Origin of the sequence: Bacillus sp. JKS001846 (assembly GCF_900176455.1) — a bacterium.
GTDB lineage: Bacteria > Bacillota > Bacilli > Bacillales > Bacillaceae_G > Bacillus_A > Bacillus_A cereus.
Genome location: NZ_FWYG01000001.1, coordinates 4,387,854 through 4,404,015 on the forward strand (window position 1 = coordinate 4,387,854; position 16,162 = coordinate 4,404,015).

A 16,162-nucleotide genomic window follows, 5' to 3' on the forward strand; every position below is an offset into this window, starting at 1 on the left:
ATCCAATTCTTTCATTATTTATATAAACTTCATATATAACAAATTTCTATTCTTAAGGTTACATTATATATGACTTTTTCAGCTATATAAAATTCATTGCTCACAAAAAAACTACCGAAAGAAAATCTCTCGGTAGTTTTACAGTATTAACGATATAAACGAACAGCACCTGCAGAATTATCATCAGCTTGTCCTACTACTTCAAATTTCAAACCAAGCTTCGGTAAAATACGTCCTGCATCTGGAATCTGTTGATTAATATACGTTTTAGAATCATCAAACTTCGGTACGCCTGCTAAGCCATCATACGTAAATGTTCCACGCGTTGGAGATACGACTTTCCAAGCTGGCGTTTTGTCAAATGAAAACGCTGCATCAGCGATTTGGAATCGTGTACTACTCTTAACTGTTGGTTTACCATTTAAAGTACCAACAATTGCTTCTGGATGAGAATCAACTACACCAAGGAAACCGTGTCCTGGATGTACACCAACCCAGTTATCTGTATAAGCTGAATCTGCATACCATACAACCATACCAGTGTTAAATACTGGACCGCGAGCAAATTTCAACGCGTTATCTGCCCCAGCATAGTTTCTCCACTCAACATAGTAGTTATGTTTTTTCTTCTCTGTTCCGTTAGATACAACGAAACCATCTAATTTTAATTGTGGTGTACCTTCTGCGTCATCAGAGAATACTACTTTACCATCTACTGTTAATGAAGCATTATCAAGAGCGAATCCATTTAATGCTAAACCACCATCAGTAATGTAATCAAATGTTAATTTTACTTTCTTGCCTTTGAATTGACTTAAATCATATGATTTGTCAATCCATTTTCCATTTGTCGAATCTGCATTTCCACTATTTGCTTTCTCACCAAGTCTTTCAATTAACGTTTGTTTACCATCTTCTGTTACAGCGTGTACTTCAAGGAAATCATAACCTGCTTCAATCTCATATAATGACTTGAAATCAAATTTTGCATTCGTTGCATTCGTTAAATCGAACAACGGTGTTTCCATCTTCGTATGAAGATCGTCACCTTTTGTGCTGTAATAATATTGTTTACCAAATGCTGGCTCAATTGTTTTAACATCTTTATCCGGTAAGTTAACACGGATCATGCCTGGTCTTGCTGATTTCGTAACACTTTGATCCAAATATGTCGCTAGACCGATACCTTTATTTAATTTCTCGTAATCTACTTCTACGATATTTGCCCAGTTACCACCGATTGTTTTTTGGAAAAACTCTTTATTTTGTGGTGAGAAACTCGTTGGCGTCGTTCCAGCGATTTTACCAGCCCAGCTTCCGCCACTCATAATAGACCAAGCTTCAATCGGCTCACCTTGACCACTATATTGTGTATCGTACTCATCTGGAAGACCTAAATCGTGACCATATTCATGTGCGAATACACCAACTGCTCCATCTTCTGGTTCAATTGTGTAGTCGAATGCTGCCATCTTTCCACCCCAATATGGTACTTTCGCTTGTGTACCTTCAATTGGGAATGGCTTTGGTCCAACTGTCCAACGGTGCGACCAAATTGCATCATCGCCTAATTTACCACCGCCTGCTTCTTGTCCAACACCCGCATGAATAATCATTAAGTGATCGATTAAACCGTCTGGTTGATTTTTATTCCCATCACCATTTACATCGTATTGATCAAATTGGTCGAACTCTGATAAATCAATACCACTATCTACAGCTGCTTTTAATGCATCTTTTACTAAATCACGTGGCCCTTTTGGTCCTTTATTATCATGGCCTCCGCCCGGAGCATCTGCACCGTAATCAGCAGCTTTACCAGGAACTGTTAACCATTTTGTAACTGTTCCGTCTACAGTATAACTACCACCAGATTGCTCTTCGTAATATTGTTTAAACGTTTCAATTTTACTTCCATCATCTAATGTGAATGGCTCGTTGCCGAATAACATTTTTTCATAATGTTCTTTATTAAAATCGTTAGAATACATATATCCAGGCTCTTTGTCGATATTATTATGTTTAAAGTCAGCGTACTCTACAAGTAAAACGAGTACTTTGTCTTTACGAACTTCACCGTTATAGTCTTTTTGTTTCGCTGGAGAAGTTGGTACTTTACCATTTAGACCGCCTTTAACTGGGCCTGTCGCTGCAGGTGTGCCTGTTGCTGGTTGATTTAATTTTTCTTTCGTGTCTGCTTTCGCATCTTTCACTTTCTTTAAAAAGTCGGATGCATCTTTCGTAAGTTGGTCCCCATTCGCTGCTTCTTTCCCAGGATTTTCACCCTTTTTGTTCTCTACATACTTTTCGACTGCTTTCTTTGTTTCTGTCTCTGAAGCCTTCGAATCAATTACCCCACGTTTTTTTAATGCATCTGCTAAACGTTCTTCCGGAATTAAATGATCATCCACTGGGCTCGTAGCTGTTTTATTCACAGGCGTTTCAGCATATGCAGATTGAGTGCCAGCTCCGAATGAAAGGCCTAATACAGCTGTCAATGCGATTGATGACAAAACTTTGAACGGTTTCTTGTTCATCCCTTATTTCCTCCCCTAATAAATAATATGTATTACAAATTAAATTTTATTAAAAATTCAATATTTTTTCAATATTTAGTCATATTATGTAATGTTTTTAATATATTTGTAAAAATTTCATAGTTAGCATACGAATATATCACAATTCAACAATGTTTTCTGAAAATATTGAAAGTTTTTATCGAACAATTTATAATTTCCATAGAGGGAGTTTAATGGGGATTTTATCTTTGTTTCATCTACACAATATTTGATAATTCACTATATAAAACACAAAATCGGATTTCATTATCATGTATTCTGTAGCAGCAATTATGACCGATAATTAGGGAGGAATTACATTTGTACAAAGATAAGACAGACGCACTGGATCAAGAATGGATTGATTTAATACTTGAAGCTCTAGATGCCGGTATCGCCATGCAAGACATCGAGCAATTTTTCCAACGTATGAAGCCATCCAGTCAGGCTCAATAGGTTTGTTCTTTTTAACGAAGTTTATGTTATAATAATGACATCATAAGACAACTACATATTGATAGAAAGGTGCGCAAATATGATTGGAGAACGTATAAAACGCCTTCGTTTACAAAAAGGGATTTCATTAACTGAACTTGCCGAAAAAGCTGGCGTTGCTAAATCTTACATTAGTTCTATAGAACGAAATTTACAAAAAAACCCTTCCATTCAGTTTCTTGAAAAGATCGCAGCAGTTCTACAAATTCCAGTTGATACTTTACTTCATGATGAAACAACAAAGGAAACTAACCTAGACTCCGAATGGACACAACTCGTTAAAGATGCAATGAACTCTGGTGTCTCCAAAGAACAATTTCGTGAATTTCTTGAATTTACAAAGTGGAAGCAAAATCAAAAATAATAATAGAAAGAAGTGCTTACAACCAGCACTTCTTTTTCTTTATAAAAAAAAGCGGGAATACCCGCTTTTTTTATTATTTTTCTTCCCCAGCTTCTTGGTTAGCATTGAATGTCCATTCTAAATTCAATGTATCACCTTGGAAGATATTTTGGTCTTTTCCATCATCTACAAATTCAAATTGTACCCATAGATAATCCTCTGTACCAGCTGCTAATCCACCCTTTTCTCCCCACTCAGGAGCAAAGATATCTTTAGCTAAAAGATCTGGATCAACTTTTTGTAAGTCTGCTAAAGTTGTTTCGTATACAGGCTCACTTTGTTTATCCCAGTTCCAAAGGAATTTTACTTTAACGTGCTTACCAAAGTCTTCACCAGCATTATCACCTTTTGCATCTTTAACAGTATACTTTGTTGCTAATTTAACGTCTTTAATAGTTAACGAACCGCTGTTTTGTAATAAGAACTCTTTCTTAACAGAATCCCCTGGTTTTAAATCTTTAATATCTACAAGCGTCTTAGGGTTTAATGTAAGGTCTAACGTCCCAGCTGCAAATGTATTGTTTGATACTTCTTTATCGCTAAAGAATGCAAATGTTCCTCCACCAATTAAAGCTAACCCCAATGCTGCTGATGCAACTCCCATACCTAATTTCTTTTTCAGACTCACAATCAATTCCCCCTAGCTTTTTTTTATATTTTTATCACTTATTTTTCAATAAGAGATGTAAAGAAAACTATATTAGCTTAGCTAATATGTGTTCTTTTTTAAAAACCTTATGTTCATTATAACGAACAACCCTATATAAACACAACACATATTTATTAATATTTTCAGTTATTTTTATTTCTCAATATCATTTAGACTTTTCAGAAAAAAACAATGATAATTTATAACTTTTTTCACACTCAAATCATTTAATACTATAAGAAAAAAGAAAAACAAAGAGGTGAGGGCTAACGTTCCCTCACACTCGTATAAATATTACTAGTCTTGCTTATTCGTTCACTCTCTCTTACACCACATTCTTGTTTTCCGGCTGTTTCACTAAAGCAGTTACTCCGCTTTCTTTTGCTCTTCTAGCTTTTTCTGTTCTTCTGCTTTCTTCTGTTCTTCTACTTTCTTCTGTTCTTCGGCTTTCTTCTGTTCTTCTACTTTCTTCTGTTCCTCTGCTTTCTTCTGTTCTTCTACTTTCTTCTGTTCTTCTACTTTCTTCTGTTCTTCGGCTTTCTTCTGTTCTTCTACTTTCTTCTGTTCTTCGGCTTTCTTTTGTCCTTCCGCTTCAATTGCAACGTTTAATTGTTGCTGAAGAGCCTGAATTTGCTCATCAATAGCTTTCAAGCTAATTTCTTTCTCAATATAGTCACGCTTCTCTTTGATACTGCGGAAGCCTTCATTTACATATATGGACACTTGCTGCATCGACTCATCTTTATTTACCTTTAATTCTTCTTGTATTTGATTGTAAGGAGCTTCTATTTCAGTATATACATTTTGCAGGGCTTCCTTCTCAGCAACAATTTTCTCACGCCCTTGTTGCCATACAGAAATCGCCTGTTTTATTTCTTCAATAGAAGTTGCTTTCGATTTTCCCTTCATCGTTCCATACTCACGCTCAATAAACTGTTTATGTTTCTCAGATTGCTCTTTTAACGTATTAACTGTTTTCGGAAATATAATTGCTGTAGAAAGCGTCGCTTCTACTTTCGTTTCATGAATGAACGCCGCTTCTGTATGCGTCATAATTTGAGATCCTAAATAAAACGTAATAGAACACATACACGGCAATATAAGCATCTTTTTAAAATTACGCGGTCTTTTCAGCATCTTAATCTCTCCCATCGAACATTACGTTCTTTATACAGAACATTATCTATATTATAGTAAAGAACTATTAAAATTGATAGACAAATACTAGAAAAATAGAAAAAGGGCTATCCATGTGATAGCCCTTTTTCTTATTATCTTTCTTCACCTGCTGTTTGTTGTGCATCAAACGTCCAATTTAATTGTAACTTGTCGCCTTGGAATTGATTTTGATCTTTTCCATTATCAACAAACTCAAATTTCACTTTGAATTTATCAGATTTACCTGCTGAAATACCTTTTTCATCCCAGAACCAAGCCGATAAATCATTATCTACAGCTGTAAGTGTGTCACCTTTTAATTTATCTAAAGTAGTTTGTTTCACAATTGTCTCATGCTTATCTACATTTTTTAAGAATGTTACTTTAATATGTTTACCAAAATCATCTTTATTGTCTTTCTTTACATCTTCTACATTATAATCTGTTTTCAGTAGAACCTTTTTAATATTTAAAGAGCCTTTATTTTCTAGTTTAAATTCTTTTTCAATTGTATCCCCAGGTTTTAAATTCGATACGTTAACAACTGTTGATGGATTTAATGCTAAATCCAGTGTTCCAGCCGCAAATGTATTATTTGACACTTCTTTATCACTGAAAAATGCAAATGTTCCTCCACCAACTAAAGCTGCTCCTAATACTGCTGATGTAATACCCATTCCTAATTTTTTCTTTAAAGTCATGTCCATATCCCCTTAATATATATTTGTTAACTTCCTAAACGGAAAGTATAACCAAACGAACTAGACGGATTGTTCTACTTTTTTATCTTTCTTTTCTCCGTCAATGCTACGAATAGCACCAAAAATAGAAATCGCGGAATACCCAAGTAAAAAGACTCCTGGAATAATAAGAAGTAATGCTGCTCCCGCTTTTGAATTCGCATAATTCAGTAAATAACCAACATACGGAACTGTAATATCTGCATACTTTCCAACTACATTTTCTGCAAGTACTGGCTCTAAATCTGGTCCGTTGTTGTTATCCCCTTTTGTTTCATACATTACTTTTCCATTTGTATCTTTCACACCGATAATACGGTGAGTGATAATTTTTTGATCTTTCTCTTTAAAGGTAATAACATCACCTTTTTGATATTTAGAACCATCTTTGTTTGGTTCTATTGCAATGATTGATCCTGTTAAAAACGTCGGCTCCATTGATCCTGAAAGAACGCTCTTAAATTGATATCCCATCACTGTCGGATCACCACCGCTTGCTTTTGAAGAAATAACTACAAAAGCTAAAAAAACCATCAATGCAAATAAAACAAATGAGATCGCGTTGCTAATTATCTTCCATATTAATTTCATCGTCTCTCTCCCTCTCCGTTGTTTTATATTATTTGAAGTATGCAATATCCGCTTACGTTCTTTAACAAGAACACAAGTAAATGATATAACGAACTTTAAGTTATTGCAATAAGAAAATTTACAATTATTAGTTATTTAAAATATAGAAAAAAGACTGTGCCAAAATTTTACACAGTCTTTTTATTAGTAATTTATTTACCTTCTGATTTCATTCCTTTTGTATTTCGGCGCAACACTACATATAAAATTGCTCCAAATAATATAATCGCACCTATCCCAACACTTATTACTTTCACATTTGAGTCTTTTACTTCAGGCATAGTTGTATCTTTTTTAGGCATCGTAAAAGTGACATCTTCTGTTGAAAGAACATTTACCGTCGCAATTGTTTGATTATTTTTCGTAATATCAACTGCACCAACTACCTCACCACGATGTATTCCTTTATGATATAAAGATTCTTTATCTAATGAAGCCGCCCGGAAAATAGTTTTCACATTTTTCCCTTCATCTTTCTTAAGCATAAGCTCCGCACTTTGTTCCAACTCAGAATTAACATCTTTATTTAAATATGTTGTTTTTTGATGCCAATTATGTTTATCAAGCACCATTTGCTTCGTAAATTGACCGAAAGAATATTCCGCCATCTGCTTCAAATCTTCATAAATTTCAGGTCTTTGAGAAGCCATTACTACGCTTATAATACGATTTCCATCTTTCTCATTTAATAAAACAAGTGTATTACGTGCTTCATTCGTAAACCCTGTCTTACCGCCAATGCTATATGGATTTTCAAAAAAATTAGATTTATTAAAAATAGACACCGTCTGCCTAGACGTCGTAACTGTCGTTCTTTTCGTATTCATCGCTTGTAAAATTTCAGGATACTTTTGCACACCCTTCGTAATCATAGCCATATCATACGGCGTCGTATAATGGTTCGGATCATGCAATCCATTCGGTGTTACAAAGTGGCTATCTTTCGCTCCTAATTGCTTCGCTTTCTCATTCATCATATTAGCGAAATTCTCAACACTCCCGCCAATCCGCTCCGCAATCGCATACGACACATCATTCGCACTCAGCACCATTAAAATCATAAGCGCAGTATTTCTATTAATTGTCTCTCCAGGTTGAAACTCAATTTGATAATTACTCTTCTCTTGATCTAATGCTAATTGTGAAAATGTAAATTGGTCCTCTGGCTTTGTATGCTCCATGAGTAAAATCGCTGTTAACACCTTCGTCGTACTAGCAGGATATGCTCGGTGATATGCGTTTTTATCATACAAAACATCTCCTGTTTTCGCATCAATTGTCGTTGCAAACTGACTAAAAACATTCGGTCCTTCCGCAGGTGGTGGTGCAACTTGTTCTGGATTTACTCCAATATTCGTCTCAGCACGCAATGTTATGGGCGTCAAAAAAAACGAACAAATAACTGTAATAAAAACCAAAATTTTCTTAAAATTTACCATATGACTCTCCCTTTTCCATTTACTCCTTAACAAAATAATAAATCTACCAATCATATGTAATTTGTATTATATTGGAAGAATTTTCACTATTTTTTACTATATCATACTTTTACGATAAAGAACATAAATATACAATAAAAATAAGAAGGAATTACTCTTTCTTATCCTTCTCATCAATCAACGAATCTATTAACTTTTGACTAGCTTCCTCGGGCGTAATCTCATCTGTTATTCCCATAAACGACCAACCTTTAGAATCAACCCACTCAACAAACTCTTGTAAAAATTCATCATGTGTAACATCCACATCAAGAATCGATCCATTAATCGAAATCGTTCTATTTTTAGACACGCGCATCTTGAACGTTTTTCTTACCATTACAACTTTTCTCCCTCTACTTCTGAATATTTATAAAGTGAAACTTTCATCAACCCTCACGAATCGGACTTTTACGGGCATTCCGACCCGAACCTAACTTCTTTACTTTTGCTGAATTTCGAGGTAAGGGATCTTACTGCCCGCAAATAGCGAGATAAAATAATCATGTATCTCTGTTATACATGATTTTCAGTAAATTGTAAAAAGGATATATTGGCCAATTGGCATATTGAAACTGAAAATCTATCATTCTGCAAAAATATCAAATGATATGTAATTGTTCATAAATGACTAAATAGATTCACATAAAAATAAAACAACTTACATTTTACCACACCAAATACAAATGACTTTCTTACAATGGAATGGAGTATACTAGAAGAAAACTTAAAATGAGGAGGAACCTCATGACGCGTTGTACGTATTGTAAAACGAAGTGGACAATAAAAGATGTATGGGCAATACTCGTGACATTTGAAAAGGATTGTCCGTATTGTTTTATGAGACAATATCTATCAAAGAAAACGGTGAACGCTATGCCAGAACTTATAAGCTTACCTTTACATTTCTTACTCCCTTTTCTTGTTGATTTGAGTGCTGAAGGTCCTTTGGATTGGTATCGTAAATAATATAACCACTACATCCAAAGACTACTTTCTACTAAATTCGCTTCTCATCATTATTCCTTCATACATTACTAGCATAATCGGCTTATACTTTCCCTTTTGAAGATTCTGTAGCTCAGCAGGAAGAGCGTCCCCTGAACAAGGTTTATCAATTATGACTTTAATAAACGATGATATATGCATACTGTTAAGCATAAAAAATTAGCATTAAGTTCCACTCAAATATTAATTGAAACCCAACACTCCATTTAATCTCTAATCTAGAATACAAGCAGTGTTTTTTATTATGCATTTTTGCATACAGTATTATTTTCTCTTGTAAATAGATAATAATGTTATATAATAAAACCAACGTTTTACCAATAAAAGGTAATGAGAAGTGGTGGAATAAGTAAATAACCAAAGCGTATTAACAGATTTGTTCTATGTAAATCATGATACATATATGGAATCAAAACTATGAAATTTTATGTAGTGATTAGATTACTACAAGATGAAAGATTCATAGCGAATACACTTAAGGAAAAAACGTTCCATTAGATTAATGTGATATCTATCGAACGAATTGAGAATATACTTAGGGGGAATTTCAAGTGAAAACATTTTGTAAAGTATTATTAACTGGCGCATTAGCTTTAGGCGGTTTAACGGTTATGAACATTGATACACCAAAAGCACATGCTGACGAATGGGATGGTTGTCATTACATTTGTGGTCCTGGTGAAACGGTGAACGGTGTTACAGTTCAGGTACACTCTACACAAGTTACTTTTGGTAACAGCGTAATTGCAAGAATTACAAATGACCGAGCTGAAGAAATTCATTACAATGTCAGCCTTGAAAAGAAATATGGCGATAGATGGGGAGAATTTGAAACCAACTTCCGTTGGCAAAATCAATGGGTCCCAGCTGGAAGCAATGATGAAATTGCAACTTTCACAGGATATGGCGATGATATTTATGAAGATGGAACATATCGTTATAAAGTCGAAATAAAAGGCGCTGACGGTTCTATTGATACAATTTACACAGCAGGAATGACAGTTACAGGACGATAGCTTATGAACAAGCTCCATTATTTATGATTGTATTTTTGAAAATATCATTGATAATTGCGTTGATATTATTATTAAAATAAGCTCTTCGGGGCTTATTTTTTTATACAAAAATTAGAATATGAATATTCAGAAAATTACACCTTTACACCATTAAAGTTTGTTGCTATTATAGGAATACATCAAATGTTACAATACTCAACAAATTGTACAAATTCTCCGATTACACGAATGAAATGAAAATACATTGCTGATGGTAACATTTATAGTTGGGATCCCGTAGCTCAGCAGGGAGAGCGCCACCTTGACAGGGTGGAGGTCGTGAGTTCGAGCCTCTCCGGGGTCATATGAAAAACCCCTTGATAGTCAAGGGGTTTTCTTTATGTAGCAAATAAATGATTATTATTAAAACTAAATTTTTCCCTACTTCTTTTCTCCATTTTGGAGAAAGACATAAATTATATTAATTATCGCTCTACGTTGTTCGCTAGAACTCGATTCTTTACTCTCTTTTGGGAGCTTTTTAAAATTCTCTTTGAAAAATAGCCTAATACAGCAATTTTTATATTTATTTATATAAATTTCTCAACAAAAAAGATCTACACAGTTTAACTATGCAGATTTTTGTAAATTTAAGTTTAGAAATGAATAGACGAATCCTATTTTTGCCCTAATTTGATTGCCTTTTTGATATTACTAAATGCACCTTTACCATATATTAATACGCCACCGCGGTAAACACGACTCGTTAAACCAATCATCATACATATTGTTGCAATTAGAATTGCTAATGCAAGCGCAATCTCCCATACTGGGATATTGAGGAATCCAATTCGTACAAGCATAACAATAGGAGTGAAGAAAGGTACATAACTAGTAATGGTAACAACCATGCTGCTTGGGTTTGACATTCCATAAATTGCTATATACAAAGCAGCAAGTAACATAAACATCAGCGGCATAACAGCTTGAGAAGATTCCTCTATACGCGTAATGATAGAGCCAAATAGACAAGATAATGAGCCATATAATAAGAATCCTAATGTGAAGAATAGAATCCCATAAAACACTAGAGTTGGAGCAACAGAATTTAAATCAATACTATTTAAAATATCATTTTTCGAATCATTAATTGCTGTTTTATATCCAACAGTTGCGACCAAGCCCCAAATTATGATTTGCGTAATACCAGCCAATAATGTTGAGAATAGCTTCGCATATAAATGTTTGGTAGGCGAAATACTCGAAACAACTAACTCCATAACACGAGAAGATTTCTCTGTTGCAACATCTGTTGCTAATTGTGCAGCATACATTAATATCATTAGATAATTTAGCATGATAAAGACATTAATTAAAATCCCTACACCCTCAGTATGTTCTCCATCTTTAACCTTATCTGAAACCGTTTTGGTATGAATTTCTACTGGCGTTGTTAACACCTTTAATTCATCTTGAGATAGATTCAATTGCTGGGCGAAATTAGAAGATTGTATTTGAGATAAAATCGTTTGAACCTTGCTAACATCTTGCTGATTTACATCCGTCTCAGTTATATACGTAGCCTTTAATTGTTTATTATTCAATTCCTCTACAACGATTGCATATGTATAATCACCATTTTTAACACCTGATTCTGCTTTTTGTTTATCCGTGCTACGTTTAACTTGTATCTTACTATCGACATTTTTAAACACTTGATGAATGGTTGAATATAATTCTTCTTTTTCTGTAACAACAACAACTTGATCGTCCTCGTTACCTGCAAACAAGTTATAAATCTTGTCAAAATTCATCAATCCTATAATTAACATAGAAACTATTATTGTAATAGCAAAATATGATTTTGATTTCACTTTAGATTTATAGTTTTGTAAAAAAATTGTCCAGAAACTATTCATTTTGTGCACCTACTTTCGCAATAAAGATATCATTTAATGTAGGCTCTTCTACTGCAAACTTTTTAACATACCCTAATTTTGTTATCTCTTTAAATAAAACATGTGAAACTTCTTCATATGAAATTTTAAGAGTAACTGCATTTTTACGTTTCTTCATACTTTCTACACCTTTTATTTCTTTCAAATGGTCAAAGTTATGATCGCCAACGATTACAACGTTCTTTTTACCAAAATCACTTTTAATTTTGGTAATGTCACCCTGAACAACAGGTACACCTTTGTGCATAATACAAATGTGTTGGCATAACTCTTCCACATGTTCCATACGATGTGAACTAAAAAGAATTGACGACCCTTGTTTTTGCATATCAAGAACAGCGTCTTTTAACATTTCAACATTTACTGGGTCTAAACCACTAAATGGTTCATCTAAAATTAAGAGTTCAGGCTTATGTATAATCGCTGTTATCAGCTGGATTTTTTGCTGATTGCCTTTAGAAAGTTCTCCTACCTTTTTGTTCAGATGCTCAGTAATATTAAAACGCTCCAGCCAATAGTGAAGTTCTTTTTCTGCATCTTTACTTTTCATGTTCTTTAGTTTTGCAAAAAAGTTAACTTGTTCTTTGACAGTCATTTTCGCATAAAGACCACGTTCTTCTGGTAAATACCCAATTTTATCTGTAACACCATAATTTATAGGTTTACCATTCCATGAAATGGTCCCACTTGATTTCGATAAAAGTCCAAGTATCATTCGAAATGTAGTCGTTTTACCTGCTCCATTCCCGCCCAAGAATCCAAATATTTCACCTTTTGGTATCTCGATATTCAAATTATTCACTGCAACATGCTCGTCAAATTTCTTTGTTAAATCTTTAATTAGTAAACTCATTATCCACACCCTTAATTCCCAAGATGATTTATTTATACAATTGTATATCCATAGTCAACCACAATATTTTGCCCTCTAATGGCATCGCTTTTATCAGACATTAAAAATAAAATGACATTTGTTACATCTGAAATTTTAACAAATTTTCTATATGGAATTTTTTAAATAACTTATTTCCTTCAAAGGACTTCAAATAGCTTTCGTTATTATCGTTTATACTATAGGACAGTGGTATACAATTCACTGTAATTATTCATTTTTTATCTTTCAAAAATGAATAATTACCAACAAATGTTATATTTCGCATTATAAGGTTAGCATAAGATTTAAAATATTTAATATGCAATTTTGCATATTTTAACATTCCTAATTATTTACATAGTGTTTGACCATCTTTATTTAAAGCAGCCCCCACATTCACAAAATTCACTTAAAACAAGAATTTGTTTATCCATACTTTTTCTATAATTTTTCATGAAAGAACTGAAATTAATTAGTACCCCCTGTTAAACACCTAAATTTGATACTTAAACTAACTAATCTTCCTCTAATAAATTGTTTTCTTATTTGACTTCACAATTAATAATACCCAGCAGGTATAGTCACAACATCTTCGTACACCTCCTCATTAAAGCTGAAGGAACACTAATTAAAATCTGGTCCAGAAATTTTACCTTTCTACGTTACAGGATCCGCATAAGAAAACATAGAATACAGTACCTCCTCTGTTACAACTAGCTGTATGTCATAAACCAAAAAATCATAATATAAAATTTATAGAATTAATTTCTTGAGTTCAAACCTCTCCAGGTTCATAAAAAAGAGACACCATATCAACCTTCTACGTGATATGGTGTCTCTTTTTATCTAATTCAATTACTTCCCACCAAACATCTTCTCCAAAGACTTCGCATTGGCAAACAATACTTCTTTCAAGTTATCGTCAGCAACGATTTTATAGTCGCCATCTTTGTCTTTCTTTAAGTTCAATGTAACTTCGCGAGTTGCCATTGCTGCATCTTTATCTGCTAAGTTTTTGACGATAGTTGATGTCATTGTTTTTTCGATTGCTTTTTCAGATTGTTCTTTGTCTTCACTAAAGGCACTAGCGAACGCCATTGGCATAACTTCTCCCACTGCTTTTGTTACAGCAACGGATAGATCAGCAGATGTAATTTTCACTTTCACTTCTGCTTTGTCATCCTTTTTCGATACTTCTTCTAGCTTTTCAAATTTAAAGGTTTTTGTAATTGCACTTAGCATTGCTTTTGCCTCAGCATCATCTGTTTTTTCATTTAGTTTATTAAATTCCTTGTCACTCTCAACAAATGTACGAGCCTTTTCTACATCACCTTTTTGTATCGCTGTTAAAAATTCTTCTGTAGTATCTTTCGGATTTGCACACCCTGCTAAAACAACTGCTGTTAATCCTACTACCATCATTAATAGCAATAATCTCTTTATCTTTTGCACGCTCATTCTCCTCTTATCTTTTCTAGTAAGTCAGCATTATATAATAGTATGAAACTGACATTACAAACATTTTTTAGTATATCATTTATATGATTCGTTTTCTATTAATTCCCAAAAGATAAAGGGCCTTGCAGCATTCCTACAAGGCCCGGCTTCTATCAATCTGTATCCGTAGCACAAATGAACCACATTTTCTGTTCCCTACTATCTAACACCATCCAAGTAACATCCCACGCAACATCGTAAAACCAATCTTTCCAAGGGCGATAGCTTTCGAACACTTTAATATCTTCGTATCGATCTTGGAACATATATTGACATACATTGACTGCTAATTGTTTTGCGATAACTGGTCGTTCCTTAAACCCTTCATATGCTCCGCCCCACAAAATTTGCGCAGCAATGCTACCATCAAGCATGACTGCGAGCTGCTCTTTAAAACAAAACTTATATTTGTCTGACGTATGTATTTTTAACTCTTCTAAGTTATTGATTATGTCTAAAGAGTTGAAGATTCTTCTAAAGAAGTGCTCATGTCCATCTTTCGAATGTGGTATTTCTTTAAAAAAAATTTTCGTTATGCACTTTAAAACAGCTTATTATTGCTCCACCAATTAAGTTTTGTTCCTTAAACGTGTTTATAAGTTGCTCAACAGGTGAGTCATTCGTGTCTATTTTTTCAAACGTTCCCTCTTTCCATCTCATAACGCCCACTACTCTCTATTAAAAATTTGTTTCTTTATTATAAATAGCAAAATAAAAACCAGCAACTTTGAGGTTGCTGGCTTATCTCTTATTCATATTCGAAACAACAACAACAACAACAACTGCTCCAAACACATAATGCCCTGCTACCATCCACATACTCCAATCAAAAATCATAAGCAATAACCAAAGCGATATATTAATAGCAGTAAATAATAAATATAAAATGAAATCTCTCTTTTGCATTGCTCCTCTATTCATCAAAATGTAAGCGGCACGGATAGGAGGAAAAAGACTAATATTTTTCTTAACGACTACGGATACGAAGTTAGTGTCTGCATATGAACCTCCTTTTCATCATAATACTTGCTTCAACATCAGCCTCACTACCCTATATTCATCACTATAAGCTTCCTTTATGATTAAAGGCGGGTAATCACTTTTTTCTTCCTCAATCATTATGAATACTTCTGTTTTCTCTTGTAATGTATTAGATTCTCTATTTTTAGTAGGTTTTTTACTTGTTTTAATTTTCTTTGTTACTTCGCCAAGTTTTTGCCCAACTTCTTCTACTTTGGCAGGTTCATTCGTAACATAGTATTCTTGTTCGTCCCATACTAATATAGGTGGCACTTGTTCTCTTTTGTTACATATTATATAAGTAGTACTAGCTACAAGTAGTATACAAGTTAATAAATAGAAGATAGTTTTTTTATTCATATACTACACTCCTTATCTATCATTTCATTGGATTATATAACACAATTTATTTTCAGAAAATGGATTTGGTGGTAATTTTTAGGTTGAACAATAAAGAAAAACCTTACCAAAGTAAGGTTCCGTTTTTACATTCTATAGTGACTGATTAATTAATACGATCATTACAATAATTGCTATAAGCATAACAACTAAACAGCCGATTAATTTATAAAATCCTCGCTTCGTTAACGTCCCGCCTTGAACGTCTTTACGAATAAATAAGAATACGGCTAAAAATAATACAAGCCCAATGCCAAAAGCATACATCATTTGCATATGTTAATCTTCCTTTCTCTCTTC

The 16,162-nt window shown here is 33.7% G+C and carries 17 protein-coding genes, 1 tRNA gene and 1 pseudogene; 5 read left to right on the plus strand and 14 right to left on the minus strand.

Annotated elements, in window-relative coordinates:
* Nucleotides 1–146: 146 nt before the first annotated feature.
* Entirely contained in the window at nucleotides 147–2,537 is a 2,391-nt protein-coding gene (gene inhA1, locus B9A45_RS23425) for a M6 family metalloprotease immune inhibitor InhA1 (RefSeq protein WP_001035946.1), read from the minus strand.
* Nucleotides 2,538–2,879: 342 nt separating this feature from the next.
* On the opposite strand from inhA1, the gene B9A45_RS23430 reads away from it, so the two are divergent.
* Both B9A45_RS23430 and B9A45_RS23435 read left to right on the plus strand, forming a co-directional pair.
* Nucleotides 2,880–3,014: an anti-repressor SinI family protein gene (locus B9A45_RS23430; protein WP_000276219.1), complete on the plus strand. Its 135-nt coding sequence runs from the start codon at nucleotides 2,880–2,882 to the stop codon at nucleotides 3,012–3,014.
* Between the two features lie 79 nt (nucleotides 3,015–3,093).
* A complete protein-coding gene (locus B9A45_RS23435) occupies nucleotides 3,094–3,417 on the plus strand; it encodes a helix-turn-helix domain-containing protein (protein WP_000578885.1) in 324 nt (107 codons plus the stop codon).
* A gap of 73 nt (nucleotides 3,418–3,490) precedes the next feature.
* On the opposite strand, the gene calY is transcribed toward B9A45_RS23435, so the two are convergent.
* From calY to B9A45_RS23465, 6 genes are all read right to left on the minus strand, one after another.
* The gene (gene calY, locus B9A45_RS23440) at nucleotides 3,491–4,084 is read right to left on the minus strand and encodes a biofilm matrix protein CalY (RefSeq protein WP_000053713.1); all 594 of its coding nucleotides are present in this window, start codon (nucleotides 4,082–4,084) and stop codon (nucleotides 3,491–3,493) included.
* 387 nt (nucleotides 4,085–4,471) lie between these two features.
* Nucleotides 4,472–5,242: a DUF4047 domain-containing protein gene (locus tag B9A45_RS23445; RefSeq protein WP_179135407.1), complete on the minus strand. Its 771-nt coding sequence runs from the start codon at nucleotides 5,240–5,242 to the stop codon at nucleotides 4,472–4,474.
* 134 nt (nucleotides 5,243–5,376) lie between these two features.
* Nucleotides 5,377–5,964, minus strand: coding sequence for a CalY family protein (locus tag B9A45_RS23450; protein WP_000172854.1), 588 nt, complete (start codon nucleotides 5,962–5,964; stop codon nucleotides 5,377–5,379).
* A gap of 60 nt (nucleotides 5,965–6,024) precedes the next feature.
* Nucleotides 6,025–6,594 carry a signal peptidase I SipW gene (locus tag B9A45_RS23455; RefSeq protein WP_000767792.1) on the minus strand — a complete coding sequence of 190 codons (570 nt, stop codon included), beginning with the start codon at nucleotides 6,592–6,594 and terminating at the stop codon, nucleotides 6,025–6,027.
* 191 nt (nucleotides 6,595–6,785) lie between these two features.
* Nucleotides 6,786–8,072 (minus strand): D-alanyl-D-alanine carboxypeptidase family protein, encoded by a 1,287-nt coding sequence (locus B9A45_RS23460; RefSeq protein ID WP_000247031.1) that lies wholly within the window; start codon nucleotides 8,070–8,072, stop codon nucleotides 6,786–6,788.
* A gap of 151 nt (nucleotides 8,073–8,223) precedes the next feature.
* Nucleotides 8,224–8,451: a hypothetical protein gene (locus B9A45_RS23465; RefSeq protein ID WP_000251856.1), complete on the minus strand. Its 228-nt coding sequence runs from the start codon at nucleotides 8,449–8,451 to the stop codon at nucleotides 8,224–8,226.
* Between the two features lie 407 nt (nucleotides 8,452–8,858).
* On the opposite strand from B9A45_RS23465, the gene B9A45_RS23470 reads away from it, so the two are divergent.
* The 3 genes from B9A45_RS23470 to B9A45_RS23480 all read left to right on the plus strand — a co-directional run bounded on the left by B9A45_RS23470 (nucleotide 8,859) and on the right by B9A45_RS23480 (nucleotide 10,478).
* Nucleotides 8,859–9,080, plus strand: coding sequence for a hypothetical protein (locus B9A45_RS23470; protein WP_000196288.1), 222 nt, complete (start codon nucleotides 8,859–8,861; stop codon nucleotides 9,078–9,080).
* Nucleotides 9,081–9,670: 590 nt separating this feature from the next.
* Nucleotides 9,671–10,135, plus strand: coding sequence for a hypothetical protein (locus tag B9A45_RS23475; RefSeq protein ID WP_000846430.1), 465 nt, complete (start codon nucleotides 9,671–9,673; stop codon nucleotides 10,133–10,135).
* Nucleotides 10,136–10,405: 270 nt separating this feature from the next.
* Nucleotides 10,406–10,478 (plus strand) — tRNA-Val (locus tag B9A45_RS23480).
* 313 nt (nucleotides 10,479–10,791) lie between these two features.
* Here B9A45_RS23480 and B9A45_RS23485 read toward each other — a convergent pair.
* The 7 genes and pseudogenes from B9A45_RS23485 to B9A45_RS23520 form a co-directional block, all read right to left on the minus strand.
* Entirely contained in the window at nucleotides 10,792–12,033 is a 1,242-nt protein-coding gene (locus B9A45_RS23485; RefSeq protein ID WP_001084160.1) for an ABC transporter permease, read from the minus strand.
* Nucleotides 12,026–12,925 carry an ABC transporter ATP-binding protein gene (locus B9A45_RS23490; protein WP_000054723.1) on the minus strand — a complete coding sequence of 300 codons (900 nt, stop codon included), beginning with the start codon at nucleotides 12,923–12,925 and terminating at the stop codon, nucleotides 12,026–12,028. Before B9A45_RS23490 ends, B9A45_RS23485 begins: the two co-directional genes overlap by 8 nt.
* Before the next feature lie 876 nt (nucleotides 12,926–13,801).
* A complete protein-coding gene (locus B9A45_RS23500; RefSeq protein WP_001169504.1) occupies nucleotides 13,802–14,398 on the minus strand; it encodes a DUF4878 domain-containing protein in 597 nt (198 codons plus the stop codon).
* 158 nt (nucleotides 14,399–14,556) lie between these two features.
* Nucleotides 14,557–15,103: pseudogene (locus B9A45_RS23505) on the minus strand (hypothetical protein).
* Between the two features lie 81 nt (nucleotides 15,104–15,184).
* Entirely contained in the window at nucleotides 15,185–15,349 is a 165-nt protein-coding gene (locus B9A45_RS23510; protein ID WP_256891713.1) for a hypothetical protein, read from the minus strand.
* 111 nt (nucleotides 15,350–15,460) lie between these two features.
* Complete coding sequence (locus tag B9A45_RS23515; RefSeq protein ID WP_084065190.1) at nucleotides 15,461–15,823, minus strand: hypothetical protein; 363 nt, start codon at nucleotides 15,821–15,823, stop codon at nucleotides 15,461–15,463.
* Between the two features lie 132 nt (nucleotides 15,824–15,955).
* The gene (locus B9A45_RS23520) at nucleotides 15,956–16,138 is read right to left on the minus strand and encodes a DUF3976 domain-containing protein (protein ID WP_001178294.1); all 183 of its coding nucleotides are present in this window, start codon (nucleotides 16,136–16,138) and stop codon (nucleotides 15,956–15,958) included.
* Nucleotides 16,139–16,162 lie beyond the last annotated feature (24 nt).